This window comes from Paraburkholderia sp. LEh10, from assembly GCF_017814945.1.
Classification (GTDB): Bacteria; Pseudomonadota; Gammaproteobacteria; order Burkholderiales; family Burkholderiaceae; genus Paraburkholderia.
Genome location: NZ_JAGIPX010000021.1, coordinates 70,511 through 93,969, shown reverse-complemented (window position 1 = coordinate 93,969; position 23,459 = coordinate 70,511). Strand labels below are relative to the sequence as shown.

At 62.5% G+C, this 23,459-nt stretch carries 22 protein-coding genes; 4 read left to right on the top strand and 18 right to left on the bottom strand.

Going from position 1 to position 23,459, the window contains the following annotated elements; all coding sequences use genetic code 11:
• Window positions 1–118: 118 nt before the first annotated feature.
• Window positions 119–1,819: a group II intron reverse transcriptase/maturase gene (gene ltrA, locus J8I87_RS19100; protein ID WP_209933287.1), complete on the bottom strand. Its 1,701-nt coding sequence runs from the start codon at window positions 1,817–1,819 to the stop codon at window positions 119–121.
• 1,194 nt (window positions 1,820–3,013) lie between these two features.
• Between ltrA and earP the strand changes: the two genes are divergently transcribed.
• The 4 genes from earP to J8I87_RS19080 all read left to right on the top strand — a co-directional run bounded on the left by earP (window position 3,014) and on the right by J8I87_RS19080 (window position 7,072).
• On the top strand, window positions 3,014–4,195 hold the full coding sequence (gene earP / locus J8I87_RS19095; protein ID WP_209933286.1) for an elongation factor P maturation arginine rhamnosyltransferase EarP: 1,182 nt from the start codon (window positions 3,014–3,016) through the stop codon (window positions 4,193–4,195).
• A 308-nt stretch (window positions 4,196–4,503) separates the two neighbouring features.
• Window positions 4,504–5,061, top strand: coding sequence for an elongation factor P (gene efp / locus J8I87_RS19090; RefSeq protein WP_209933285.1), 558 nt, complete (start codon window positions 4,504–4,506; stop codon window positions 5,059–5,061).
• A gap of 282 nt (window positions 5,062–5,343) precedes the next feature.
• Window positions 5,344–5,550: a CsbD family protein gene (locus J8I87_RS19085; protein WP_209933284.1), complete on the top strand. Its 207-nt coding sequence runs from the start codon at window positions 5,344–5,346 to the stop codon at window positions 5,548–5,550.
• Window positions 5,551–5,689: 139 nt separating this feature from the next.
• A complete protein-coding gene (locus tag J8I87_RS19080) occupies window positions 5,690–7,072 on the top strand; it encodes a sigma-54 dependent transcriptional regulator (RefSeq protein WP_209933283.1) in 1,383 nt (460 codons plus the stop codon).
• Between the two features lie 82 nt (window positions 7,073–7,154).
• Here J8I87_RS19080 and nagZ read toward each other — a convergent pair whose 3' ends face one another.
• The 17 genes from nagZ to fabG form a co-directional block, all read right to left on the bottom strand.
• Complete coding sequence (nagZ, locus tag J8I87_RS19075; protein WP_209933282.1) at window positions 7,155–8,186, bottom strand: beta-N-acetylhexosaminidase; 1,032 nt, start codon at window positions 8,184–8,186, stop codon at window positions 7,155–7,157.
• A gap of 63 nt (window positions 8,187–8,249) precedes the next feature.
• Window positions 8,250–8,657 (bottom strand): holo-ACP synthase, encoded by a 408-nt coding sequence (gene acpS, locus J8I87_RS19070; protein ID WP_209933280.1) that lies wholly within the window; start codon window positions 8,655–8,657, stop codon window positions 8,250–8,252.
• Window positions 8,658–8,704: 47 nt separating this feature from the next.
• Window positions 8,705–9,469: a pyridoxine 5'-phosphate synthase gene (gene pdxJ, locus J8I87_RS19065; RefSeq protein WP_209933279.1), complete on the bottom strand. Its 765-nt coding sequence runs from the start codon at window positions 9,467–9,469 to the stop codon at window positions 8,705–8,707.
• Window positions 9,466–10,494, bottom strand: coding sequence for a DNA repair protein RecO (recO, locus tag J8I87_RS19060; RefSeq protein ID WP_245254012.1), 1,029 nt, complete (start codon window positions 10,492–10,494; stop codon window positions 9,466–9,468). The genes pdxJ and recO overlap by 4 nt, the downstream gene beginning before the upstream one ends.
• The gene (gene era, locus J8I87_RS19055; protein ID WP_209933278.1) at window positions 10,481–11,380 is read right to left on the bottom strand and encodes a GTPase Era; all 900 of its coding nucleotides are present in this window, start codon (window positions 11,378–11,380) and stop codon (window positions 10,481–10,483) included. The genes recO and era overlap by 14 nt, the downstream gene beginning before the upstream one ends.
• Window positions 11,381–11,442: 62 nt before the next feature.
• Complete coding sequence (gene rnc / locus J8I87_RS19050) at window positions 11,443–12,819, bottom strand: ribonuclease III (RefSeq protein WP_209933340.1); 1,377 nt, start codon at window positions 12,817–12,819, stop codon at window positions 11,443–11,445.
• Between the two features lie 175 nt (window positions 12,820–12,994).
• A complete protein-coding gene (lepB, locus tag J8I87_RS19045) occupies window positions 12,995–13,888 on the bottom strand; it encodes a signal peptidase I (protein ID WP_209933277.1) in 894 nt (297 codons plus the stop codon).
• Window positions 13,889–13,907: 19 nt separating this feature from the next.
• Window positions 13,908–15,701 (bottom strand): translation elongation factor 4, encoded by a 1,794-nt coding sequence (gene lepA, locus J8I87_RS19040; RefSeq protein ID WP_209933276.1) that lies wholly within the window; start codon window positions 15,699–15,701, stop codon window positions 13,908–13,910.
• A gap of 185 nt (window positions 15,702–15,886) precedes the next feature.
• The gene (locus J8I87_RS19035; protein WP_313065053.1) at window positions 15,887–16,144 is read right to left on the bottom strand and encodes a glutaredoxin family protein; all 258 of its coding nucleotides are present in this window, start codon (window positions 16,142–16,144) and stop codon (window positions 15,887–15,889) included.
• A gap of 5 nt (window positions 16,145–16,149) precedes the next feature.
• Window positions 16,150–17,661, bottom strand: a complete 1,512-nt coding sequence (locus J8I87_RS19030) for a DegQ family serine endoprotease (protein WP_209933274.1) — start codon at window positions 17,659–17,661, stop codon at window positions 16,150–16,152.
• Between the two features lie 19 nt (window positions 17,662–17,680).
• Window positions 17,681–18,721, bottom strand: a complete 1,041-nt coding sequence (locus J8I87_RS19025; RefSeq protein ID WP_209933273.1) for a MucB/RseB C-terminal domain-containing protein — start codon at window positions 18,719–18,721, stop codon at window positions 17,681–17,683.
• Between the two features lie 4 nt (window positions 18,722–18,725).
• Entirely contained in the window at window positions 18,726–19,367 is a 642-nt protein-coding gene (locus J8I87_RS19020; protein ID WP_209933271.1) for a sigma-E factor negative regulatory protein, read from the bottom strand.
• Window positions 19,368–19,466: 99 nt separating this feature from the next.
• Complete coding sequence (gene rpoE, locus J8I87_RS19015) at window positions 19,467–20,066, bottom strand: RNA polymerase sigma factor RpoE (RefSeq protein WP_012400242.1); 600 nt, start codon at window positions 20,064–20,066, stop codon at window positions 19,467–19,469.
• A gap of 131 nt (window positions 20,067–20,197) precedes the next feature.
• Window positions 20,198–20,581, bottom strand: a complete 384-nt coding sequence (locus J8I87_RS19010; protein ID WP_209933270.1) for a protein YgfX — start codon at window positions 20,579–20,581, stop codon at window positions 20,198–20,200.
• A 118-nt stretch (window positions 20,582–20,699) separates the two neighbouring features.
• Window positions 20,700–21,938 (bottom strand): beta-ketoacyl-ACP synthase II, encoded by a 1,239-nt coding sequence (gene fabF, locus J8I87_RS19005; RefSeq protein ID WP_209933269.1) that lies wholly within the window; start codon window positions 21,936–21,938, stop codon window positions 20,700–20,702.
• Between the two features lie 355 nt (window positions 21,939–22,293).
• A complete protein-coding gene (gene acpP, locus J8I87_RS19000; RefSeq protein WP_004197638.1) occupies window positions 22,294–22,533 on the bottom strand; it encodes an acyl carrier protein in 240 nt (79 codons plus the stop codon).
• Between the two features lie 148 nt (window positions 22,534–22,681).
• Window positions 22,682–23,431, bottom strand: coding sequence for a 3-oxoacyl-ACP reductase FabG (fabG, locus tag J8I87_RS18995; protein WP_209933337.1), 750 nt, complete (start codon window positions 23,429–23,431; stop codon window positions 22,682–22,684).
• Window positions 23,432–23,459: the final 28 nt, after the last annotated feature.

Here is a 23,459-nt window from a genome sequence, read left to right as displayed (position 1 = left end):
CGTCATATGGGTCGTGTGCTTGTCGGGTAGCCCGACTTTCTTGCGAAAGCCGGGCCCCCCGAGAACCGTACGTGCGAGTTTCCCCGCATACGGCTCAAATCTACAAACAAAGTTCTGTCTACGACAGAACCGGCTTAGTTACAACCAGCTTACCAGCGTGCACTTGCTGGTGACAGTGCGGGTGGAGCAGCACCCGATTCGACAGAGCGTCGGTACCACCATGCGTCCGATATTCCAGATGATGGTCGTGCCAGCCCGTCTCGTCCGTCAGCGCACAGCCACAATGCGCGCATAACCCGCCTTGTGACATATACAGCGTCGCCCACTGCTTTCGGTAGCGCATTTGTTCCCACATACGCCCCTGCCGCAAGGTTTCGCCATATTGCTCCCATTTCGGATCAAAAGGGTTGAACTCGCCCTTGATCCGCGTGTGCCGTTTGATAGCCATACCACTAAGCTGGTACAGCTCATTCAGCCCCCAACTGCCGTCTTCGCGTTCCGTACGAACCGCAAACACCCAGTGCCGTGCACCGATAGAGTGAAAGTACTTCTGTTTCACCCACACGGCGCTCTTTTGCGGGTGCCTCCGCTTCGACCACCGCCAGAGCTTCCGAAAAATCAGATGCTCCATGCGGCTGTACGTCTGCTTGGCTGAGACCGGACGGTGATACTGCGCCCATCCGCGCAACATCGGGTTAAGCAGTTGGATTAGATCCCCCTGCTTTGCCGTTTTGTTGCCGCTGATCGTTTCCGCCACCTTGCGATAGAACGCTTGCGCGTTCTTCTTGCTCGGCTTGATGAGCAGTTTTCCCGAGTACTTCCGGAAATTCCACCCAAGGAAATCGAAGCCGTCATCAATGTGAGTGACGCGCGTTTTTGCCTCAGACAGTTGCAAGCCCCGAACAGCGAGGAACGCTTCCACCCAAGGCCTGACCACGCTTTCCAGTATCTCTCGCGAGTCGCCGGTAATCACGAAGTCATCCGCGTATCGCACCACATTGACCTTCAACTTCTTGGCCTTGACGATCCCGAATTTCGCACCGAGGTGCGCAACCAGTTCACGTTCCAGCCCGTTCAGCGTCACATTCGCCAGCGTCGGGGAGATGATCCCTCCCTGCGGCGTACCGGCCTCAGTCGCCTGTAGCTGACCCTTATAAATCAGGCCAGCCTTCAACCACTTCCGGAGAATTTCCCTGTCCATGGGGACATGGTTTTCCAGCCAGTCGTGGTTGATGTGGTCAAAGCAGCCTTTGATATCCGCTTCCAGTACCCATCGGGACGAATCCTTCCGGGACGTGCAAGCACGTACCTGACCCATAGCATCAGCCGTCGAACGGTTTATCCTGAACCCATAAGAGTTCGGGTCGCTCGTCGATTCCGACACTGGCTCCAGAGCCAGCAGATACAGGGCTTGCATCGCCCTGTCCCGCATGGTCGGGATGCCCAGCGGGCGCTCCTTTCCATTGGCCTTGGGGATAAAGACTCTCCGTAATGGCAGAGGCTTGTACCCGCGCCGCTTCAACCCACCGATGGCCTCCCACCGGCTTTCAGGCGAGTCCCACAGCTCGCGATCGACTCCCGCCGTTCGCGCACCTTGGTTCTGCGTAACACGTCGTACCGCATACAGCTTCGCGGACAACGTGCGAGTCAGCATCCGTTGCAGAGCTTTCACCCTGCGCCAGTCACTTTCCCGCGTCGCCTTCGCAATTCGAATCTGCATCCCTCTCACGTTCCGTTCAACCCGACGCCAATCGACAGCGTTCCAGTTGTCCGGCGCATGGGAAAGCGCAGACCCGGTCTTTCGACCAGATACTTTCATGCTGCTCTCCTACTTGGAAGAAGTCCCCAAGCAGAAGGCGCATCTCCCCCAGAGGGGCAGATACACCCCGCTGGGGAACAACAGACACCTAAACAGGAGCGCATGCGCCCCTATCTCGGACAAACACCTCAGTACGAACGAATGCGCTCGCACCTGACCAAGTTACTGAGGGTAGTCAGCCGCCTTGCGACGGTAGACCAGACGGAAGTCTGCCCGCTTTCGCGTGAGGTAATGTCGCAACCCCTATCCGGGCCATTACAGCCCGACATTCGCTTTTTCCGTCCTCCCATACCTGCACAATCATCAGCGTCCCTTGCGGTTCGCCTGCCAGCCAAACAACGGCTGGCAACCATACAGGCTTACCACGTTCCCGGCATGTCACACGACCGACGTAGGTTCTGCCTATCCCCCGGTGGCTTAACAACGACGTAGCCCAAATTCTAAGTGGACTAACCAGCCACGTACCTTTTGGTTAGAGCCCGGTGTTCAAGCAGCTTTGGCTCCTCACTGGTAACGAGGTTTATCAGCAGTTCACATACGTTAACCCTATCGGCCAGCCTAGCTCCTCGACCCCTTTGCTGCTAGGAGTGTCCAGACCAATCCCTCGCGGGAATGACCTGCCCGAAAAATCCGGAGGCTACATTGTCAGAAGAGCTTCACACCCCACCGTTGCCAGTGACGCATGTCTTCCTAGGCTACTGCTGGTCGTACAGCAGGTTCACTATCCCCGCCCTACAGCTGACGAGGCCAAACAATGACACACCGAGCTTCCGCTCGTATCGGTTCGCGAATCCATTGCCAGTGACGGCGCAGGAATTGCATACACCACCCCGCCCAGTCGGCGAAGATGAAGCCGCTGACGGGGCGGAACCTGATGGTAATCAGGTCAATGCAATGCGAGCCCTCGGAGAATGTGCTTCACCGAGACTCGTATGGACGAGACCCGGCAAACCTCTACCGGCTCTCGCTTCGCTACAAGAGATACCCCACTTCTGAGCAGTTGCGTCGAGGGACTCGCGCCCCTTCCCGATGCTCCGCGTGATATCTTCGCGACTGGTTAGGCTCATGTAGACGCCTCCTTTGCCGCTAGTCGATGCCCCTTACGTTGGGGCTACCCGGACACGAGCGTGCGTGTCGCACTAGAATCGCCAGTTTAGAACATTCCGCTCGCGCCCGAACCCAGGCGCCGCCATCATGCCTTCCGCTCCCACTCAACCGGCGCAGACCACAGCGATCGCATGCGATATTTTCTGCGCGGTGATCGACAACTTCGGCGACATCGGCGTCTGCTGGCGGCTCGCGCGACAGCTCGCGGGCGAGCATGGCTGGCAGGTGCGCATGTTCGTCGACGATCTGCATGCTTTTCACAAGCTCAATCCGCTCGTCGACGTGAAGCACGCCCGGCAGACGATCGGCGACATCGTTGTCGAGCACTGGCACGAGCCCGCGCACGCGGGCGATACGCTCGAAGTCGCCGACGTCGTGATCGAGGCGTTCGCGTGCGAACTGCCGCACGCCTACATCGCGGCGATGGCGCGGCGCGAGCGCGCGCCCGTCTGGTTCAACCTCGAATACCTGAGCGGCGAAGACTGGGTCGCGGATTTTCACTTGCGACCGTCGCCACATCCGCGCCACGCGTTGATGAAAACGTTCTTCTTCCCGGGCCTCGGCAAGGGCACGGGGGGCGTACTGAAGGAGCGCAATCTCGACGCGCGCCGCGCGGCCTTCGAAGCGTCGCCCGACGCACGCGCCGCCTGGTGGCAAACGAAAACGTCCAGCGCACCGCCGACGCAGCACGCAACCGTTGTCTCGCTATTCGCATACGAGAACCCAGCCGTCGATAGCCTGCTCGAACAGTGGCGCGACGCTCGCGGCGAGATCGTCCTGCTCGTGCCCGAAGGGCGCATCTCGGGCGCGGTCGCGCGGTTTTTCGGGCTCCCGTCGTTCGCGGCGGGCGCCCATGCGACGCGCGGCAGCCTGCGCGCGCACGCACTCGCGTTCACCGAGCAGCCGGGCTATGACGAACTGCTGTGGGTTAGCGACATCAACTTCGTGCGCGGGGAAGATTCGTTCGTGCGCGCGCAATGGGCCGCGCGGCCGTTCGTCTGGCACATCTATCCGCAAGCCGACGACGCCCATCTGCCCAAGCTCGACGCCGCGCTCGCGCATTACGCGCACGCCCTTCCCGCCGCCGCGCGCGCCGCGCTCAGCCGGTTCTGGCATGCATGGAACGGCAACGGCACGCCGGACTGGGCGGATCTGCAACGCCACCGGCCGCTGCTCGACGCACGCGCCGCCGCTTGGGCGCACGAACTGGCGTCGGTCGGCGATCTCGCCGGAAATCTGGCCGAATTCGCAAAAACTCAGTTAAAATAAGCGGTTATCCAACGGCCGACGACGCAAGCGCGGCACGACGGCGCGGCCTGTGGCGGATTATGAGTCCGCCTCCACGGCTATGTCGATCAGTGTCACACGCGTACGCGCCCGCTTCGGGTAAAAGAAGCAGACGGACGAAGCACGGAACGGAGCCTTTCAACGCCGTTCTCCCAAACACCGGCCCCGCTCATCGCAATCCAGTTTGGTCCACCTTCCGGGGTCGAACGCGTGCCGGGCGCCGAACCCGCTTACGCCGTATGCCGTTGAGCAAAAAAGTTGAAGCACCTTATTTCGTACAGGACAGTTTTATGAAGATCGCTCAAGAACTCCGCACCGGCAACGTGGTGATGATTGGCAACGACGCGATGGTCGTGCAGAAGGCCGAATACAACAAATCGGGCCGCAACGCCGCCGTCGTCAAGATGAAGTTCAAGAACCTGCTGACGGGCGCGGGCATGGAAACCGTCTACAAGGCGGACGACAAGTTCGATGTGGTCGTGCTGGATCGCAAGGAAGTCACGTACTCGTACTTCGCCGACCCAATGTACGTGTTCATGGACGCCGACTACAACCAGTACGAAGTCGAAGCCGAAATGATGGGCGACGCGCTGAACTATCTCGAAGACGGCATGGCGTGCGAAGTCGTGTTCTACAACGAGAAGGCGATCTCGGTTGAACTGCCGACCACGCTGGTCCGTGAAATCATCTACACGGAACCGGCTGTCAAGGGCGACACGTCGTCGGGCAAGGTCTTGAAGACGGCCAAGCTGAACACCGGTTTCGAACTGCAAGTGCCGCTCTTCTGCAACATCGGCGACAGGATCGAAATCGACACGCGTACCAACGAATACCGCAGCCGCGCATAAGTTTGAAGCGCGCCAGTCGGCAATCGTCCTAAGCCCCGACTTAACGGGGCTTCGTAATAAAAAAGCGCCCTTCGTGGCGCTTTTTCTTTTTTTCGCGACCGTGTATGGTGGTGGAAATCTTTACCGGCCGCGCATGCAATTTTGCCAGGCCGGTTCGCGCGGCGCGTCCCTATTTCTGCGCTCTGCCTCCTTCTTTGCGGCGAGATTGCCTGGCACGTCTTCTGCTTCCCGAGTATTTCAGGCCCATGAGGCTTTCGTTCACTGGCGACAGGGAGGTGTTACATGAACAACGATATCGCTGAAGGCAAGTGGAAACAGTTGATCGGCAAGGCGAAAACGGCGTGGGGCGAACTCACGGACGACGAATTGACCAAGGCGGAGGGTCGCGCCGACAAGCTGGCAGGCCTGATCCAGGAGCGTTATGGGAAGACGCGCGATGAAGCCGAACTCGAAGTGCGCCGTTTCTTCGACAGTTACCGGGACTACTGACCCGGCAACTTCCCGATCCCGTTGCGTCACTCCGGGAGCATTGGCCACGCTAGCCCACTCATCCAGCACCCGCGCGTCGAGGCCGCCGCCGCGGCCCGTGCGCGTCGGGCATCCGTCCATCTGAACAGTTGCGCACGCTATGCCACATGCCCTGATTGTCGAAGACGATCCCAACAGCCTGTCAGGCCTGTCCGCGATTCTTGCGGCCGACGGATTCTCCGTCGACACCGCGATCACGCTTTCCGAAGCGCGCGCAGCCCTGTCACGCTTCATCCCCGATGTCGTGCTCGTCGACCTGAATCTGCCGGACGGCAGCGGGCTCGACCTGCTCCAGCATCTGCCCGCGCAGCCGCCCGGCGGCGCGTTGCCCGTGATCGTGATGACGGGCAACGCGACGGTCGAAAGCGCGATCGAAGGCTTGCGCCACGGCATCTGGGACTACCTGCTCAAGCCCGTCAACATACCGCGCCTGCGCAGCCTGCTGGCGCGCATCCCGCGTCCGTACGAACTGACGGAAGAGGTGCAGACGCTACGCGCCAAACTGCGCCGCATGGGCCGCTTCGGGCCGATGATCGGCCGCAGCGGCGCGATCCAGCATATCTATGACTCAATCGAGCACATTGCGCCGACTGAAGCCGCCGTGCTGATCTCCGGCGAGGCCGGAACCGGCAAGGAAGTCGCCGCGCGCACGCTGCACGAAATGAGCCGCCGCCGAAAGGGTCCGTTTGTCGCGCTCGATTGCCGTTCGGCGCAGGCCGTCGCGGGCGGGCGGCCGCTCGAAAGCCTGCTGTTCGGTCACGAGCGCGGCGCGTTCGGCGGCGCGGAGCAACGCGAGCCCGGCCTCTTCGAGCAGGCGAGCGGTGGCACGCTCTTCATCGACGAGATCACGATGCTGCCGCGCGCGCAGCAGGAAGCGCTGCTGAGCGCGCTCGATTCGCAGACGTTCATGCGCGTCGGCGGCACGAATCAGGTGGCCACCGACTTCCGCCTGATCGCATCGACGCGCAAGATGCCGCGCGCCGCCGTCTCCGACGGCAGCCTGCATCAGGATCTCGGCCTGCGGCTCGAGGCGGCCGCGCTGTCGCTGCCGCCGCTGCGCGAGCGCGGCGAAGATCCCGCGCTGTTTGCACAGGCGCTCATCGACGAGCTGAACGACGAAGCAAGCTCGCGCGGCGTCACCGATCCGACGAAGCTGATCGGGCCGAGTTTCATCCGCGAGTGTCTTTCGTACGAGTGGCCGGGCAACGTGCGCGAGTTGCAAGACCGCGTGCGGCGCGCGTATCACGCGTCCGGCGACGTGGTGGAGACGCTGCGCGCCGACGACGGCAGCGGCGCGGGCGGCCGCGATCTGAACGGCGGCCGGGTGCAGGTGACGGTGGGCACGCCGCTCGCGGACGTCGAGGAAATGCTGATCCGCGCGACGCTCGACGCCGTCGGCGGCACGCGGCATCGCGCGGCGTCGCTGCTCGGCATCAGCCCGAAAACGCTCTACAACAAGCTGCAGCGGATGCGTCTGAACTGACGTTCGCGGCTCGCCGCAAAGCAAAAGGACGGGCCGGCCCGTCCTTTTGCTTGCGCCAGATGGCGCCCGTCAGGCCGCGAAATCAGGCCGCGAACACCGCCCGCAACAGCGCCTGCGCCTGCTGATATTGCGGCTCAGCGGCAAGCTTGTCCCACGACAACGCCTTGCCGCGCGGGCGCATCCGCTTGAGCCGCCGCTTCGATTCCTTGGACTGCCTGAAGCGCAGCGCATCGAGCACCTTTCCCGCTTCTTCGGGCTGGTTGCAGATCAGCACCATGTCGACGCCGGCTTCGAGCGCGGCCGTCGCCGCTTGCGTCAGCGTGCCGCCCTGGCGCGCCGCTTCCATCGACAAATCGTCGCTGAACACCGCGCCTTCGAAACGCAGCCGCTTGCGCAGAATGTCCTGAACCCACACGCGCGAAAAGCCGGCCGGCTTGCTATCGATCTTCGGATAGATCACATGCCCCGGCAGCACCGATGCGAGCGACAGTCCCAGCCAGTCATACGGCGCGACGTCTTCGCTGAAAATCTCGTCGAGCGTGCGATCGTCGACGGGCACGGCAACGTGCGAGTCCGCCGTCGCGAACCCGTGCCCCGGAAAGTGCTTGCCGCAGTTCGCCATGCCCGCGAGCGCAAGGCCATGATTGAGGCTCTTCGCGAGCAGCGTCACGACACGCGGATCGCGGTGGAACGCGCGGTCGCCGATCACCTGCGAGTGGCCGTAGTTCAGATCGAGCACGGGCGTGAAGCTCATGTCGATGCCGCACGCGCGCAGCTCGGACGCGAGCACATACCCGACGGCCGTCGTCACCTTGGTCGCATGCAGCACGTCGGCGTCCCACAGCGCGCCAAGCTTGCCCATCGACGGCAGCACCGTGAAGCCGTCCGTGCGGAAACGCTGCACGCGCCCGCCTTCGTGATCGACGGCGATCAGCAGATCGCCGCGTACTTCGCGGATCGCGTTCGTCAACGCGATCAGCTGCGCGCGGCTTTCGAAATGCCGTGCGAACAGGATCACGCCGCCCGTCATCGGATGCGCGAGGCGGCGCTCGTCGTCGGCGTTCAGCGTCTTGCCGACCACGTCGAGCATCACCGGGCCAGGAGTCAGTTTCATCGAGTCCATCAGGAAGAAGCAAAAAACGCGGCGACGGTTTCGCGCCGCGCCGCGTTGGATCAATCAGGCCGAAGTATCGGGCGTTTCGGCGATCACGAACGACACTGCGTAGTCGCGTTCGTCGGACAGTGTCACGCGCGACGTAATCCCGCGCTGCGCGAGCCACTCGGCGAGCTCGCCCGACGCGACGCACACCGGGCGGCCGCTCGGCTCGTTGAGCGTCTGCAACGCGCGCCACGTCATCGGCCAGCGCATGCCGAGCCCGATCGCCTTCGAAAAAGCCTCCTTGACGGAGAAACGCGTCGCGAGAAACGCGAGGCCGCGCGCCTTCGAGCGTGCATTGCGCGCCTCGTAGACGCGCAGTTCCTCAGGGCCGAGCACCTTCTGGGCGAAGCGCCCATTCGTGCGCTCCATCACCGCTGCAACGCGGCTGACCTGAACGATGTCAGTGCCGATGCCGTAGATCGCCATACCCGTGCCGTCGCTGTTCGTGGTTCGTGGTTCGTGGTTGCGCGAAGTTATGCGCGCGCCGCGAGACGCGCGGCGACCATGATCGCCTTCATCTCACGCACGGCGTTCTCCCAGCCCGCGAAGATCGCATGCGCGACGATCGCGTGACCGATATTCAGTTCGACGATCCCTTCTATCGCCGCGATCTGCTGGACGTTCGTGTAATGCAGGCCGTGCCCCGCGTTCACCTTCAGGCCCAGCGACGCGCCGAACTCGACGCCGCGCACGATGCGCTCGTACTCGCGCTGCTGCCCGGCTGGATCGTGCGCTTCCGCGTAAGCGCCCGTATGCAGTTCGATCACGGGCGCGCCCGCTTCGTGCGCGGCGCGGATTTGCGTTTCGTCGGCGTCGATGAAGAGCGACACGCGCGAGCCCGCGTCCGCCAGTTGACTGCACGCGGCGCGCACCGCCTCGAAATGGCCGGCGACGTCGAGTCCGCCTTCCGTCGTCAGCTCCTGGCGCTTCTCGGGCACGAGACACACGTCATGCGGCTGCACTTCGCACGCGATATCGAGCATTTCCTGCGTGACCGCGCATTCGAGGTTCATGCGCGTCTTCAGTTGCGGACGCAGCGCGCGCACATCGGCATCGACGATATGGCGGCGGTCTTCGCGCAGATGCAGCGTGATGGCGTCGGCGCCTGCTTCCTCCGCTTGCAGCGCAGCGCGGATCGGATCGGGATACGACGTGCCGCGCGCATTGCGCAGCGTGGCGACGTGATCGATGTTCACGCCGAGGTCGATCACATTTGGAGAAGTCAGAAAGAAGCTCATAAGTTCTGCAGGTCGATCAGAATCTGGCGCGTCGCGAGCGGCGTGCCGCCCAGATAGGTGTTGAGCAAAAAGCGCATCAGCGTCTTGCTTTGCGCGACGGTCTGCGCTCGATGGTAATCGTCCTGTTCCATGTCGAGCAAGGTTTGTCCGCTGATCACGGGCCAGTTCGAAGGGAGATCGTCCGACGCTTCGCGCACGCCGCGCTCCGGATCAAACACGTAGCGCCCGTCCGGCACCACGGCCTTGCGCGTCACCGTGCGATTGAGCGACATCGCGTAACCCGTCTCGCGCAGCAGCACGCGCTCGAACGAACGCAGCACCTGCACGGGCGGCTCGTCGTGCGCAAGCCGCGTCAACGTGACGACGTAGTGATGGAACAGCTGCGGGTGCGGATCTTCGCGCGCGAGAAACTTGACGAGCAGCTCGTTGACGTAGAACCCGCACAGCAGTGCATCGCCCGTCAGCGGCAGCATCCCGCCGACCCACTCGGCGCCCGTCAGCGTGCGCATCTCCGATTTGCCCGACCATGCGAGCGACAGCGGCTGGAATGTCTGCAACACGCCGCGCAGCGCCGAATGCGGACGCTTGGCGCCCTTCGCGATGAGCGCGATGCGGCCGTGATCGCGCGACAGCACGTCGATGATCAGGCTCGTCTCGCGATAGGGATAACTGTGCAGCACGAACGCCGGCTGCTCGGTGATCCGGAACTCGGAGGCAGGCGCACGCGGCGATGAACGGCGCGCCGATGTCTTGCGCGGCGGCGCTTCGGCACGGTCGTTGCCGTCGTTGCTGTCGTCGCTGTCGCTGCTGTCGCTGCTGTCGTTGCGCGCTGCGGCGCGGCCGCCCGTGCCGCGTTTGGTCGAACGTGCCGTGCGGGCCGGCTTCGCGCGTTCATGCGGCGCAAACGGCTCGGATTCGGGGTGCAAGTGCGCGACGTCGTCGGGATCGGCGTCCGGATTCGCTTCGTTCGGCAGCGTCATCCACGCATCAGGCTGGGTGTCCGTCGCGCCGTCACTCGTAACCATAGGCGCGGAGTCCGGCTTCATTGTCGGCCCAGCCACTCTTCACCTTGACGAACGTTTCGAGGTACACGGGACCATCGAACAGCTTCTCCATATCGAGGCGCGCTTCCGTGCTGATCTGCTTCAGCTTCGCGCCCTTCTGGCCGATGATCATCGCCTTGTGCGTATCGCGCTCGACGAGGATCGTCGCGAAGATGCGGCGCAGACGCCCTTCCGTCTCGAACTTGTCGATCAGCACGGTGCTCGTGTACGGCAACTCGTCGCCCGTCCAGCGGAACACCTTCTCGCGCAGGATTTCAGCGGCGAGAAAGCGCTCGCTGCGATCGGTCAGGTCATCTTCGCCGTAAATGGGCTCGCCTTCCGGCAAATACGGTTTGACGGTCGACAGCAGACGTTTGATGTCGTCGGGATTCTTCGCCGACAACGGCACGATTTCCTTGAACTCGCGCAGCCCGCTCATCTGCTGCATGAACGGGAACAGCGAATCTTTGTCGCCGACTCGATCGAGCTTGTTCGCGATCAGCAGTGTCGGCGCCGAAGCGGGAATCAGGTCGAGCACCTTCTGGTCGTCGGGACCGAAGCGGCCGGCTTCGATTACGAACAGCACGGCATCGACGGATGTGAGCGTCGACGTGACCGCGCGATTCAGCGAACGGTTCAGCGCGCCGCTGTGCCGTGTCTGAAAGCCAGGCGTATCGACGAAGACGTACTGCGCGTCGTCGATCGTGTTGATGCCCGTGATGCGGTGGCGCGTCGTCTGCGCCTTGCGCGACGTGATGCTGACCTTCTGGCCGACGAGCGCGTTCATCAGCGTCGACTTGCCGACATTCGGACGGCCAACGATCGCGACCATGCCGCAGCGAAAACCAGTGGGGGTGGAAGCGTTCATATTCGGACTACGGCAGGTTCGTGTGGGCGCGCGGTAGTACGCACGTCCACGTCAAGTTGCGTTCAATGACCGGCATCGGCCACGCGGGTCTGCACCGCGTCGGCGATGCCGGGTTCGAGGTCGCTCGCGTTGGGCGCGGCCTCGCGAGCGCGAGACGCGGATTTGTCCGCGCCGCGGGTCGTCGTGTCGGGCTTGTCGGCGGCGGGCTTTTCAGCCGGCTTCTCCAGTGGGCGAACCGCGGGCTCGGACTTTTCCGTGGGCTTGTCCGCGGCTTTGTCGACGGGCTTGTCAGCGGATCTTTCGATCGGCTTTTCAGCGCCCTTTTCAGGCGCTTTTTCGGCCACACGCGACGGAGTTTCGGGCCTGTCAGCGCTCTTTTCCTGGGCAAGCCTGTCGTGAGCGGTTTTATCCGCAGCCATTTTCTCCTGCGTGGCTTTATCCCCTGCGGGCTTCTCGGCCGCTCGTGCGGAGCGCTCGCCCTTGTCGCCGCGCTCGCTCTTTTCCGCGCCAGCCGGCTCTTGGCTGTACTCGACGTGCGCCGCGCGAATGACCGCGAGCGGTGCGGCGGCAGCCGCCTGCCCCGCTGACGGCGTCTCAGGCGCCATCGGCTTCGCCTCGCCGCGCGCCGCGCGCTCCGCCTTGCGATGATCGGGCGCGCGCAAATCGAGCGCCGCCTGCACGCCTGTCACGCCGGGCACGACTTCGGCCTCGGCCTGCTTGGCGGCCCGTGCGCCCTTCGAGCGCTTCGGCTTCGCAACGACAGCGGGCGCCGCAGCCATCACTTCATCGAGCGCCTTCTTCGCGGCGGCTTGCTCGGCGGCGCGGCGGCTCGCGCCAGAACCGGACACCTTCACGTCCAGCTTGGGCACCGTGCATTCGACTTCGAACTGCTGATTGTGCGCCGCACCATGCGTGGCCACGACGGTATAGGTCGGCAGCGGGATCTTATGGCCCTGCAGATACTCCTGGAGCAAGGTTTTGGCGTCTTTGCCGAGCGTGCGCGGATCAATATGATCGAGGATCGGCACGTACAGACGCTTGATGACCGTCTGGGCGGCCTCGAAACCGCCATCCAGAAAAATCGCGCCGAGAATGGCCTCGAGCGTGTCGGCGAGAATCGACGGACGGCGAAAACCGCCGCTGCGCAATTCGCCCTCACCGAGCCGCAAACCTTCGGAGATATTCAGGGCCTGAGCGATTTCGTACAGCGATTGCTGTTTGACCAGATTTGCCCGGACACGGGACAGATCGCCCTCGTCCAGCTTGCCGAAACGTTGAAACAAAAGCGCGGCCACCGCGCAGTTCAGAACGGAGTCGCCGAGAAATTCCAGCCGCTCGTTATGCGTGGCACTGTGACTTCGGTGAGTTAGAGCCTGGCGCAACAATTCCGCATTGCGAAATTCATAGCGCAAACGGCTTTCCAACGGAGATAGGGGCATGTGCAGAGTATAACGCGGGCGCATCACAGGGCGAAAACGCGGCCCCGGCGCCGAATAAGCGTGTTGTAGCGACGTTACCGCGCGTTTTTAAAGTAGCGTGATAACACGCCGCGCTAAATGCGCGACGTGTTGCGCGGCATTGACGCGCACCGGGTAGCCGACGCGCGAAAAGCAGTTACTCGAAACCGCCGATGCGTTTCAGGTTGCTGAAGTTCATCCAGATGAAGAACGCGCGCCCCACGATGTTCTTGTCGGGCGCGAAGCCCCAGTAGCGGCTGTCGGCACTGTTATCGCGGTTGTCGCCCATCATGAAGTAGTTGCCGGGCGGCACCTTGCACGTCACGCCGCGCGCGTCGTACTTGCAGTTATCGCGAAACGGATAGTCCTCCGCGCCGACAATGAAGGGCGGCACAACAGGGTTGTTCAGAATCCTGTTCTTGCGGCCGTCGATGTCCTCTTCGAACTGCTTCGCGTAACCGACGCGCTCTTCGTCGAAGTAATCGGGCAGCGGCGCTTCCGGCACCGGCTTGCCGTTGATCGTGAGCTTCTTGTCTTCGTACGAGACGACGTCGCCCGGCAAGCCGATCACGCGTTTGATGTAGTCGACCGACTCGTCCTTCGGATAGCGGAACACGACGACATCGCCACGCTGCAACGGACGGCCTTCTGTGATCTTCGTATTGGTAATGGGAAGACGCAGGCCGTAGTCGTATTTGTTCACGAGGATGAAGTCGCCGACCAGCAGCGTCGGCACCATCGAGCCCGACGGAATCTTGAACGGTTCGACAACGAACGAGCGCACGACGAACACGACGAGAATCACTGGGAAAAAGCTGGCCGTGTACTCGAGCCACCACGGCTGACGCAGCTTTTCCTCGCGCAAACGGGCGCGCGTGGCGGGCGCGTTCTCATCGGCGAAACGCTCGCCGATGCGTGCCTGCTGATTGTCGAACTCGGCAACGGCTGCCTCAGCCGCGCGGCGCCTTTTCGGCAGAAAAACCAATTTGTCTGCGACCCATGCCACGCCCGTAATAACCACGAGCACAAAAAGAATCAGCGCAAAATTCATAGAGTTCCAGTTCTTAGTCTTATTTGTCTTCGACACGCAGAATGGCCAAGAAAGCCTCTTGCGGAATCTCAACCGAGCCGACTTGCTTCATCCGCTTCTTGCCTTCCTTCTGTTTCTCCAGCAGCTTCTTCTTACGCGTGATGTCGCCGCCATAGCACTTGGCAAGAACGTTCTTTCGCAACGCCTTGATGTTCTCACGCGCAATGATATGGGCGCCGATCGCCGCCTGAATCGCGACGTCGTACATCTGACGCGGAATGATCTCGCGCATTTTCGCGGCCACTTCGCGCCCGCGATACTGGCTCTGCGAACGGTGCACGATCACCGACAGCGCGTCGACCTTGTCGCCGTTGATCAACATGTCGACTTTCACGACGTCCGATGCGCGATATTCCTTGAACTCGTAGTCCATCGACGCGTAGCCGCGCGACACCGACTTCAGGCGATCGAAGAAGTCGAGCACGATCTCGCCCATCGGGATTTCGTACGTCAGCTGGACCTGGCGGCCGTGGTACTGCATGTTGATCTGCACACCGCGCTTTTGCGTACAAAGCGTGATCACCGAGCCGACGTAGTCCTGCGGCATGTACAGGTTCACGGTGACGATCGGCTCGCGCACTTCTTCGATCTTCGACGGGTCCGGCATCTTCGCCGGATTCTCGACCATCACGGTCGTACCGTCGCGCTGGACGACTTCATAGACCACGGTCGGCGCCGTGGTGATCAGGTCCATATCGAACTCGCGCTCGAGACGTTCCTGGACGATCTCCATATGCAGCAGACCGAGAAAGCCGCAACGGAAGCCGAATCCGAGCGCCTGGGACACTTCCGGTTCGTACATCAGCGACGCGTCGTTGAGCTTCAGCTTTTCCAGCGATTCACGCAGCGCGTCGTACTGGTTTGCTTCGACGGGATAGAGGCCGGCGAACACCTGCGGCTTCACTTCCTTGAAGCCCGGCAGCGGTTCCGGCGCGGCGTTCTTCACGGTCGTGACCGTGTCGCCAACCTTGGCGGCCGTCAGTTCCTTGATGCCCGCGATAATGAATCCCACCTGCCCCGCCGACAGCGCTTCGAGATTCTTCGACTTCGGTGTGAACACGCCGACGTGTTCGACGGGATATTCGGCGCCCGTCGCCATCAAGCGAATGCGGTCCTTCGGACGCAGCGTGCCGTTGACGATACGCACCAGCATCACGACGCCGACATAGTTGTCGAACCACGAGTCGATGATCAGCGCCTGCAGCGGTTCGTCCGCGTTGCCCTTCGGCGGCGGCACTTTCGCGATTAGCGCTTCGAGCACATCCTCGACGCCCATGCCCGTCTTCGCGCTGCAAGGCGTCGCATCGGCGGCGTCGATGCCGATCACGTCTTCGATCTCGGCAATCGCGTTTTCCGGGTTGGCCGCCGGGAGGTCGATCTTGTTCAGCACGGGCACCACTTCGACGCCCAGTTCGATGGCCGTGTAGCAGTTCGCGACCGTCTGCGCCTCGACGCCCTGGCTCGCATCGACGACCAGCAGCGCGCCTTCACATGCGGACAGCGAGCGGCTGACTTCGTACGAGAAGTCGACGTGCCCCGGCGTGTCGATCATGTTCAGGTTGTACAGCTTGCCGTCTCGCGCACGATACGACAGCGCGGCCGTTTGTGCCTTGATGGTGATGCCGCGCTCGCGCTCGAGGTCCATCGAGTCGAGCACCTGTGCTTCCATTTCGCGGTCCGACAGACCGCCGCAAATCTGGATGATGCGATCGGCGAGCGTCGACTTGCCATGGTCGATGTGCGCAATGATCGAGAAGTTACGAATATGATCCATTCAGTGCCGATCAAGCGAAAAAGGCGCGCTCGGACGATTGCGGAGCACGCCTTGTAAGTAAGTGAAAAACTTGCCTATTTTAGCCGAAATGGGGTCGGCGGTCGCGTCTTGCGGACGTCGGAAGCTGTCCGTACCACACCGGTTCCCGGATTCGCCTTGCCCGTCTGATCGTGCGCCGGCCACGTTCAGCGTGGCGGCATAGCCGGCTGGCCGCTCAGCGCGGCACGCACGCGCGCTGCGTCGAGATGGTAGTGGCACAGCTCGACGCCGTCATGCACCAGCACGGGAACCCAATCGTTGTACCGCGCCTCGAGCGACGGATCGGCGTCGATGTCGATCACGTCGACCTGCGCGCCGAACTCGGCGAGCAAAGGCTCGAGCGCAGCGCGCATGTCGTCGCAGAGGTGGCACCATGTGCGCCCGTAGAGGGTGAGCGATGTCACGTCGACTACTTCGCGACGCGCGGGCGAACGGGCACGAACTGCGTGTTCTCGCCGCGACGGACCAGCAGCGCGACCATCTTCGACGGATCGAGATGCGAGGTGACTTCCTCGAACTGCTTGGCGCTCGTAATGTCCGTATCGCCGACGCGCAGGATGATGTCGCCGCGCTGCAGTCCGACGCGCGCAGCGGGGCCGTCGACGGCGTCCACTTGCACGCCGTTGCGCAGCTTAAGCGACTTCATCTGATCGGCCGGAATGTCGCTGACAGCCACGCCCAGCGCATTCGACGCACGCGGCTTCGGCGTGGGCGCCTTCTTTTGATCGACCTTCGCGGTCTTGTCCGGCTGCATCTCGGCGACCGTCACGGGCACCTCGCGGGTCTGGCCCTTGCGCCACAACGTAATCGTCGCCTTCGTGCCCGGCTTGGTATCGCCGACCATGCGCGGCAGGTCCGTCGCCGTGTCCACGTTATGACCGTTGAACTTCAGGATGATGTCGCCCGGCTGCACACCGGCCTTGTCTGCGGGGCCGCCAGGCTCGACGCTGCTGACGAGCGCGCCTTGCGCCTTCGGCAGGCCGAGCGAGTCGGCGACGTCCTTGGTGACTTCGCCGATCGCGACGGCAATGCGGCCGCGCACGACCTTGCCGGACGTTTTCAGCTGATCGGCCACACGCATCGCTTCGTCGATCGGGATCGCGAACGATATGCCCATGAATCCGCCCGTACGGCTATAGATCTGCGAGTTGATGCCGATCACTTCACCCTGCATGTTGATCAGCGGCCCGCCCGAATTGCCGGGATTCACGGCGACGTCCGTCTGGATGAACGGTAGATAGTCGCCGGTGTCGCGCCCCTTCGCACTGACGATGCCCGCCGTCACCGTATTTTCGAGGCCGAATGGCGAGCCGATTGCGACGACCCATTCGCCGACGCGCACCTTGTTCGAATCGCCGATCTGCACTGTCGGCAGGCTCGACGCGTTGATCTTCACGACGGCTACGTCCGTGCGGTCGTCGACACCGATCAGTTTTGCCTTGAACTCGCGCTTGTCGGTGAGCGTGACGTAGATGGTGTCGGCGTCGTCGATCACGTGGGCGTTGGTCATCACATAGCCGTCCGACGACAGGATGAAGCCCGAGCCGACGCCGCTGTTCTGTTCGTTATCGCCGCCGCCGCTGTCGGGCGCCTGGTCCTGGTCGTTGTTGCCGCCGCGAGGCGTATTCGGCGTGCCTGGCGATTGCGGCGACTGCGGGGAATTGGGCATCGGAATGCCGAAGAAACGACGGAAGAACTCCGACATGTCGCCGTCATCCATGCCGGGCGGCAGGCCCCGTGTGGAGTTGGATACGCGCGCCGTGGTGCGGATATTGACGACCGCCGGTCCGACCTTGTCGACCAGATCGGTGAAATCGGGCAGATTGGCAGCGGGCGCTGCCGACGCCGTGTGCGGCATGAGCGGCAGGCAAGCCACCAGCACTGCGGCCGCGAAGAATTTGCGCACCGAAAAAGTCGTCATGTCGTAGCGAACCGAAGGATTACCGGGAAGGCTTGTATTCTATGGCAGCCGCAAATTGCTGCAACGTGGTCTGAGGCACTTCCCCGAGCAAGGTGATCCAGAAATCGCCGCGCCGTTTGACCAGCACGTGCGTTGCGCCGCTATTGCCCGCTCCTTCCTTGCGGGTGCTTTTTTCGACTGGCTCGACGAAGATCGACAGCGCGGCAAGGCCGTCGGAAAACACCATCTGGTCGACAGGAATAGGCGGATTGGAGGGATCGGCTGCCGCCATCGGCCGGCGCAATTCCCGGATCTTGCGGAAACCCGCGACAGGCGATGTGATCTGCCAGCCCTGCGCTTCCATGTCGACGGGCTCGACGGGCGGGTGCACCACCGTCCAGCCCGCTGTGTTCTTGATGCCGGTCGCGATGGGCGCCTTGTCAGCGGGCACACCGATGCGAATCTGCGAAAACGACATCTGCTCCAGCACCTGGCCGCTCGGATCGAGCGTCTGCGCGCGCAGCAGCAAGCCCGTTTTCGTGTCCGCCCACAGCTTGTACGCGAAACGGTTCGCGTCCTTCGGATCGAGCTCGATCACCTGGCTGTCGATGCCCGCGACGCGGTCCGTGCCGAGCATTTTCGGCTCGTAGACGGTCAGCACCTGGTCGCCGCTTGCTGACAGCAGCGCAGGGAACGAATCCTTGTTCTGCCGCTTTTCGACGACGCACAGATGCCGCTCCGGCACGAACGTATAAAGCTCGTCGTTATGGCGCAGCATCTTGCGCGGCTTGCCGTCCAGGCTTTCGAGTGCCTCGAACTCGCCGTCGTTACGCGTTGCATAATGCGAAATGCGCGACGACTGCACGAAGTTACCGCGCTGATACACGAATGCGCCTTCGTAGTTCTGCTGCTGGGCGGCCTGATGGATCCGGTTCAGCAGTTCCGCCGCGCTGTGGTGGACGGCGGCGTCGTCGGGTTGCGCAAAGGTGCGCGACGTCGCGGACAGCATCACGGCTGCACAGACCAGCAATGCCGGCAGCCGCCCCCAGATAGTCGTTCTTTTCAACCGCAGACTCGGCATCAGACTATTGGCCCTGCGTGGTCAAGGAGGCCGCGCGGATCAACGGCATCGAGCCCGATACGACAGGCTGCAAGCCGAACTGCTGATGCGCTTCCAGATATTGGTCGAGGCTTGCATCGCGGATGATGTTGCCGTCCGGCACATTCGATTGTGCCGTGGTCGCGGCAGGCATCGACGCCATCGCGACGCGCTGCATCGAGTCCGAAGGCGACGCAACCGACGCGACCTGCGTAGCGCCCGTGCCCGTATTCACGCCCTGCATTTGCGGCATCACGATCCAGGTCAGCGTGGCGGCGGCCGCAGCGACCGCGAACGCCGGGATCACACGGCGGCGCATCGCCAGCAGACGGCGCGTGGCCGGCACGGCGGCAGGCGCCAGCACATGCGCCTCGCCTTCGAAGCGAGCCGCGAAACCGCTCAGAAACGCGCTGCTCGTAGCCGGGCTGACGGCCAGATCGTCCGACCGCAGCGCGTCGCCGATCAGGTGATAGCACGACCACGCCGCACGCTCTTCATGATCCAGCGCGGACAGAATTGTGTTCGGATGCTCGCCGTCGAACAGTTCACCGTCGACGAAAGCAGACAGTCGCTCGGCACGCGAGCTTGCTTGCGCATTTGTTTGCATTGGCATCGAAACCGACCCCATGATGCTCCCCATCTTTACAGACACCCCGTAGTGACACCACCTGACCCAGATACTGCGCCGCTGTCCGCGAGGCCGGCTGGACGCTGTAACCAACAGCCGTTACCAGCGCTTGCCCTCGGGCGTGTCAAGCAGCGGACGCAATTTTGCCGCAATGGCTTCGCGAGCGCGGAAAATTCTCGACCTGACGGTGCCGATCGGACAGCCCATCATTTCGGCGATTTCCTCATAGCTCAGACCTTCAATTTCACGAAGAGTTATGGCGGTGCGCAGCTCTTCCGGTAAAACCGCCATCGCAGCATTGACCGTCTCTGCGATCTGTTTGCTCATCAACATCGACTCGGGCGTGTTGATATCCCTTAGTTGGTCAGCATCCGAGAAAGTTTCAGCTTCTTCAGCATCCGCTTCCGTCGAAGTCGGTGCGCGCCGGCCCTGGGTCGCAAGGTAGTTCTTGGCCGTGTTGACGGCAATCCGGTACAACCACGTATAGAAAGCGGATTCACCGCGAAATTGGGGCAGCGCCCGGTATGCCTTGATGAAGGCATCCTGGGCCACGTCCTCGACCTCGGCGGGATCCCGCACGAGGCGCGAGATCAGCCGGATGATCTTGCGGTGGTATTTCGAGACCAGAAGCTCGAACGCGGCCTTATCGCCGTTCTGGACGCGTTCAACCAGCACCTGATCTATTTCTTTTTCGCTCACCTGATAAATCCGTTAACTTTTGGCGCGTGTGGCGGGGCACCATTGTAGCGTCCCCTTCAACGCGGCACGTTACGCGCGTAACAGCCGTTACAGTCTTTACAGTCCAAGCGTTCGCCCCGCCGGCCGATGCGTCAGGCGTGCGCGGCGCGCCTCGCGAGCACGGCGAGCTCATGAAAGGCGCCGCGCTCGAGCATATCGGCCGCGATCAGCATCTCATACGATCTGCCACTTTCTTCCTCAAGTGACAGCATCAGCAGGCAATCACTCCACTGGCTGCATCGAACGATACGTGCCTGAGCGTGCAATATTCCCGCCCGGTTCCAGACAGACAGTCCTTCCGGCCCGATTTTAAAGGCGCGAGGCGCATTGGACGCATGACGAACGGTTGCAGCCGCCAGAACGGCAAGGACAGCGAGCCCCGCGACGGCCGTATGGCCGGTGCCGAATCGCGGCGCGATGGTTGCGCAGACGGAAGCCACGGCAACGAGGGCGAAAATTGCCGCCGCCAGATACAACCCGGCGGACCGCCGCAGCACAACGCGCTGCGAGGGTCCGCCGTTCAGTGCGATACCGGGAAGGCTCGGGGGAATGTTCGCCGGCTGGGCCGGCGACTGGCATGCCGCCGTCAAGCGCTTACGCGCGCTTGAAAACCAGTGTGCCGTTCGTGCCGCCGAACCCGAACGAGTTCTTCAGCGCGACGTCGATCTTCATCTCCCGCGCGGTGTTCGCGCAGTAGTCGAGATCGCATTCCGGATCCTGGTTGAAGATGTTGATGGTCGGCGGCGACACCTGATGATGCACGGCCAGCACCGTGAATACCGATTCCAGGCCGCCCGCGCCACCCAGCAAGTGACCCGTCATCGACTTCGTCGAGTTCACGACGATGCTCTTCGCATGATCGCCGAAGGCGCGCTTGATGCCGGTGGTCTCGGCCAGGTCGCCCAGCGGCGTCGACGTGCCGTGCGCGTTCAGGTAGTTCACCGAATCAGGGTTGACGCCCGCGTTCTTCATCGCCGCGATCATGCAGCGACGTGCGCCATCGCCGTCTTCGAGGGGTGCCGTCATGTGATACGCGTCGCCGCTCATGCCGTAGCCGCTGACTTCAGCGTAGATCTTCGCGCCACGCGCCTTCGCATGCTCGTACTCTTCGAGCACCATCACGCCCGCGCCCTCGCCGAGCACGAAGCCGTCGCGGTCCGTGTCCCATGGACGACTCGCCGTCGCGGGATCGTCGTTACGCTGTGACAGCGCGCGCGCCGCCGCGAAGCCGCCGATGCCGAGCGGCGAAACGGTCGATTCCGCGCCGCCCGCGATCATCACGTCGGCGTCGCCGTATTCGATCAGGCGCGACGCTTCGCCGATGCAATGCAGGCCCGTCGTGCAAGCCGTCACCATCGACAGGTTCGGGCCCTTCAGGCCGAACTTGATCGACAGATGGCCGGAGATCATATTGATGATCGACGCAGGCACGAAGAACGGCGAAATGCGGCGCGGACCGCGGTTCAGCAGCTCCGTTTGCGTGATTTCGATCATCGGCAGGCCGCCGATACCCGAACCCACCACCACACCGACGCGCTCCGAATTTGCTTCGGTGATTTCCAGGCCGCTGTCCTGCATCGCCTGGATGCCCGCAGCCACGCCGTAATGGATGAACGTATCCATGTGGCGCGCTTCCTTGCCGGGAATGTAGTCCTCGATATTGAAGCCCTTCACTTCGCCGGCAAAACGCGTAGAGAAGTTCGACGCGTCGAACTTCGTGATGTTGGCGATGCCGGACTTGCCGGCGACCAGATTGGCCCAGCCGTCGGCAACATTATTGCCAACAGGCGAAATCAGCCCCAGGCCTGTAACAACAACACGACGACGGCTCACGGTAACCCCTTTTCCATAGATGACAAAACAAAAGCCACAGTAGCGCACAGGAAAGCGCCCTGTGAGCCCTGTGGCTGTTTAACCTGACGAACGCGCTGACCCGGACACTGTCGAATACGCTGACCAGTGCACTGACAAAAACGTCAGAAAATGCACCGGTAAGCGCAATGACGAAAGAGCCGACATCTGCTGCATCGGCCAGTGTGCCTTGAACGACGCCGTCAGGCTCGCGCGCATGCGCATCGGCATTGACGCCTGCCCCGCTTGTACCGATCTACGGCGCGACAGGGCGTCCGGTACGACGGGCGCTGCGCCATTCGCAGCAGCCGAAGCAACCAGGCGGGCGCGAATGACCTTAGGCCTTGACGTTAGCGCGAGCGTAGTCGATCGCTTGCTGAACAGTCGTGATCTTCTCGGCTTCTTCATCCGGAATTTCCATGCCGAATTCGTCTTCGAGAGCCATCACCAGCTCGACCGTGTCGAGCGAGTCAGCGCCGAGGTCATTCACGAACGATGCTTCGTTCTTGATTTCCGCTTCGGCAACACCGAGTTGTTCCGCAACGATCTTCTTGACGCGTTGTTCGATATTGTCCATTACCCCTCCAAGGGAAAAAAGTTCATAAATGCAGGTGCGCGCATTTTATCAGGTTTGCATCTGTAAAAAAGCGACGCACAAGGTTGCTATAAAGGCGTCCTGGCCGCGCTTTGAATTACATCAAGGCGCGGATAGTAACTGAATTCGATTACGACATATACATGCCGCCGTTCACGTGCAACGTCGTGCCGGTGATATAACCGGCCTGCGGCGACGCAAGGAACGTGACGGCATGTGCAATATCTTCCGGACTGCCGAGGCGGCCGAGCGGAATCTGCGCCTTCAGTGCCGTTTGCTGCTCTTCGGGCAGCGTCTTCGTCATGTCGGTATCGATGAAGCCCGGCGCGACGCAGTTCACCGTGATGCCGCGGCTGCCGATCTCTCTTGCGAGCGCACGTGTCATGCCCGCCACCCCAGCCTTCGCCGCCGCGTAGTTCGCCTGCCCCGGATTGCCCGCCGAGCCGACCACCGACGTGATGTTGATGATGCGGCCGCCACGCGCCTTCATCATCGGACGCAGCACCGCGCGCGACAGGCGAAAAACGGACCTCAGGTTCGTGTCGATGACGACGTCCCAGTCTTCGTCCTTCATGCGCATCGCGAGCTGGTCTTGCGTGATGCCCGCGTTGTTCACCAGCACGTTGAGCGCGCCGAATTCCTTCACGGCACCGTCGATCAGCGCTTCCGCTGCGGCTGCGTCGTTGACGTTCAGCACGGCGCCGCGGCCGTTCAGTCCCTCAGCCTTGAACGCCTCGGTAATCGCGTTCGCGCCGCTTTCGCTCGTTGCCGTGCCGATCACAGTCGCGCCCTGACGCGCCAGTTCGATTGCGATTGCCCGGCCGATGCCGCGCGACGCGCCCGTCACGATCGCAATCTGTTTATCGAGAGTCTTTTCCATCATTGGGTTCCGCATTGCCCCGCACACG

Bases quoted from the DNA above. Each gene is read 5' to 3' on its own strand.
- ltrA (WP_209933287.1), bottom strand. From the start codon at position 1,819: ATGAAAGTATCTGGTCGAAAGACCGGGTCTGCGCTTTCCCATGCGCCG.
- acpP (WP_004197638.1), bottom strand. From the start codon at position 22,533: ATGGACAATATCGAACAACGCGTCAAGAAGATCGTTGCGGAACAACTC.
- recO (WP_245254012.1), bottom strand. From the start codon at position 10,494: ATGGTTACGAGTGACGGCGCGACGGACACCCAGCCTGATGCGTGGATG.
- fabG (WP_209933337.1), bottom strand. From the start codon at position 23,431: ATGGAAAAGACTCTCGATAAACAGATTGCGATCGTGACGGGCGCGTCG.
- lepA (WP_209933276.1), bottom strand. From the start codon at position 15,701: ATGGATCATATTCGTAACTTCTCGATCATTGCGCACATCGACCATGGC.
- earP (WP_209933286.1), top strand. From the start codon at position 3,014: ATGCCTTCCGCTCCCACTCAACCGGCGCAGACCACAGCGATCGCATGC.
- nagZ (WP_209933282.1), bottom strand. From the start codon at position 8,186: ATGAAACTGACTCCTGGCCCGGTGATGCTCGACGTGGTCGGCAAGACG.
- J8I87_RS19020 (WP_209933271.1), bottom strand. From the start codon at position 19,367: ATGGGGTCGGTTTCGATGCCAATGCAAACAAATGCGCAAGCAAGCTCG.
- efp (WP_209933285.1), top strand. From the start codon at position 4,504: ATGAAGATCGCTCAAGAACTCCGCACCGGCAACGTGGTGATGATTGGC.
- acpS (WP_209933280.1), bottom strand. From the start codon at position 8,657: ATGGCGATCTACGGCATCGGCACTGACATCGTTCAGGTCAGCCGCGTT.
- J8I87_RS19025 (WP_209933273.1), bottom strand. From the start codon at position 18,721: ATGCCGAGTCTGCGGTTGAAAAGAACGACTATCTGGGGGCGGCTGCCG.
- era (WP_209933278.1), bottom strand. From the start codon at position 11,380: ATGAACGCTTCCACCCCCACTGGTTTTCGCTGCGGCATGGTCGCGATC.
- J8I87_RS19085 (WP_209933284.1), top strand. From the start codon at position 5,344: ATGAACAACGATATCGCTGAAGGCAAGTGGAAACAGTTGATCGGCAAG.
- J8I87_RS19030 (WP_209933274.1), bottom strand. From the start codon at position 17,661: ATGACGACTTTTTCGGTGCGCAAATTCTTCGCGGCCGCAGTGCTGGTG.
- rnc (WP_209933340.1), bottom strand. From the start codon at position 12,819: ATGCCCCTATCTCCGTTGGAAAGCCGTTTGCGCTATGAATTTCGCAAT.
- pdxJ (WP_209933279.1), bottom strand. From the start codon at position 9,469: ATGAGCTTCTTTCTGACTTCTCCAAATGTGATCGACCTCGGCGTGAAC.
- J8I87_RS19080 (WP_209933283.1), top strand. From the start codon at position 5,690: ATGCCACATGCCCTGATTGTCGAAGACGATCCCAACAGCCTGTCAGGC.
- lepB (WP_209933277.1), bottom strand. From the start codon at position 13,888: ATGAATTTTGCGCTGATTCTTTTTGTGCTCGTGGTTATTACGGGCGTG.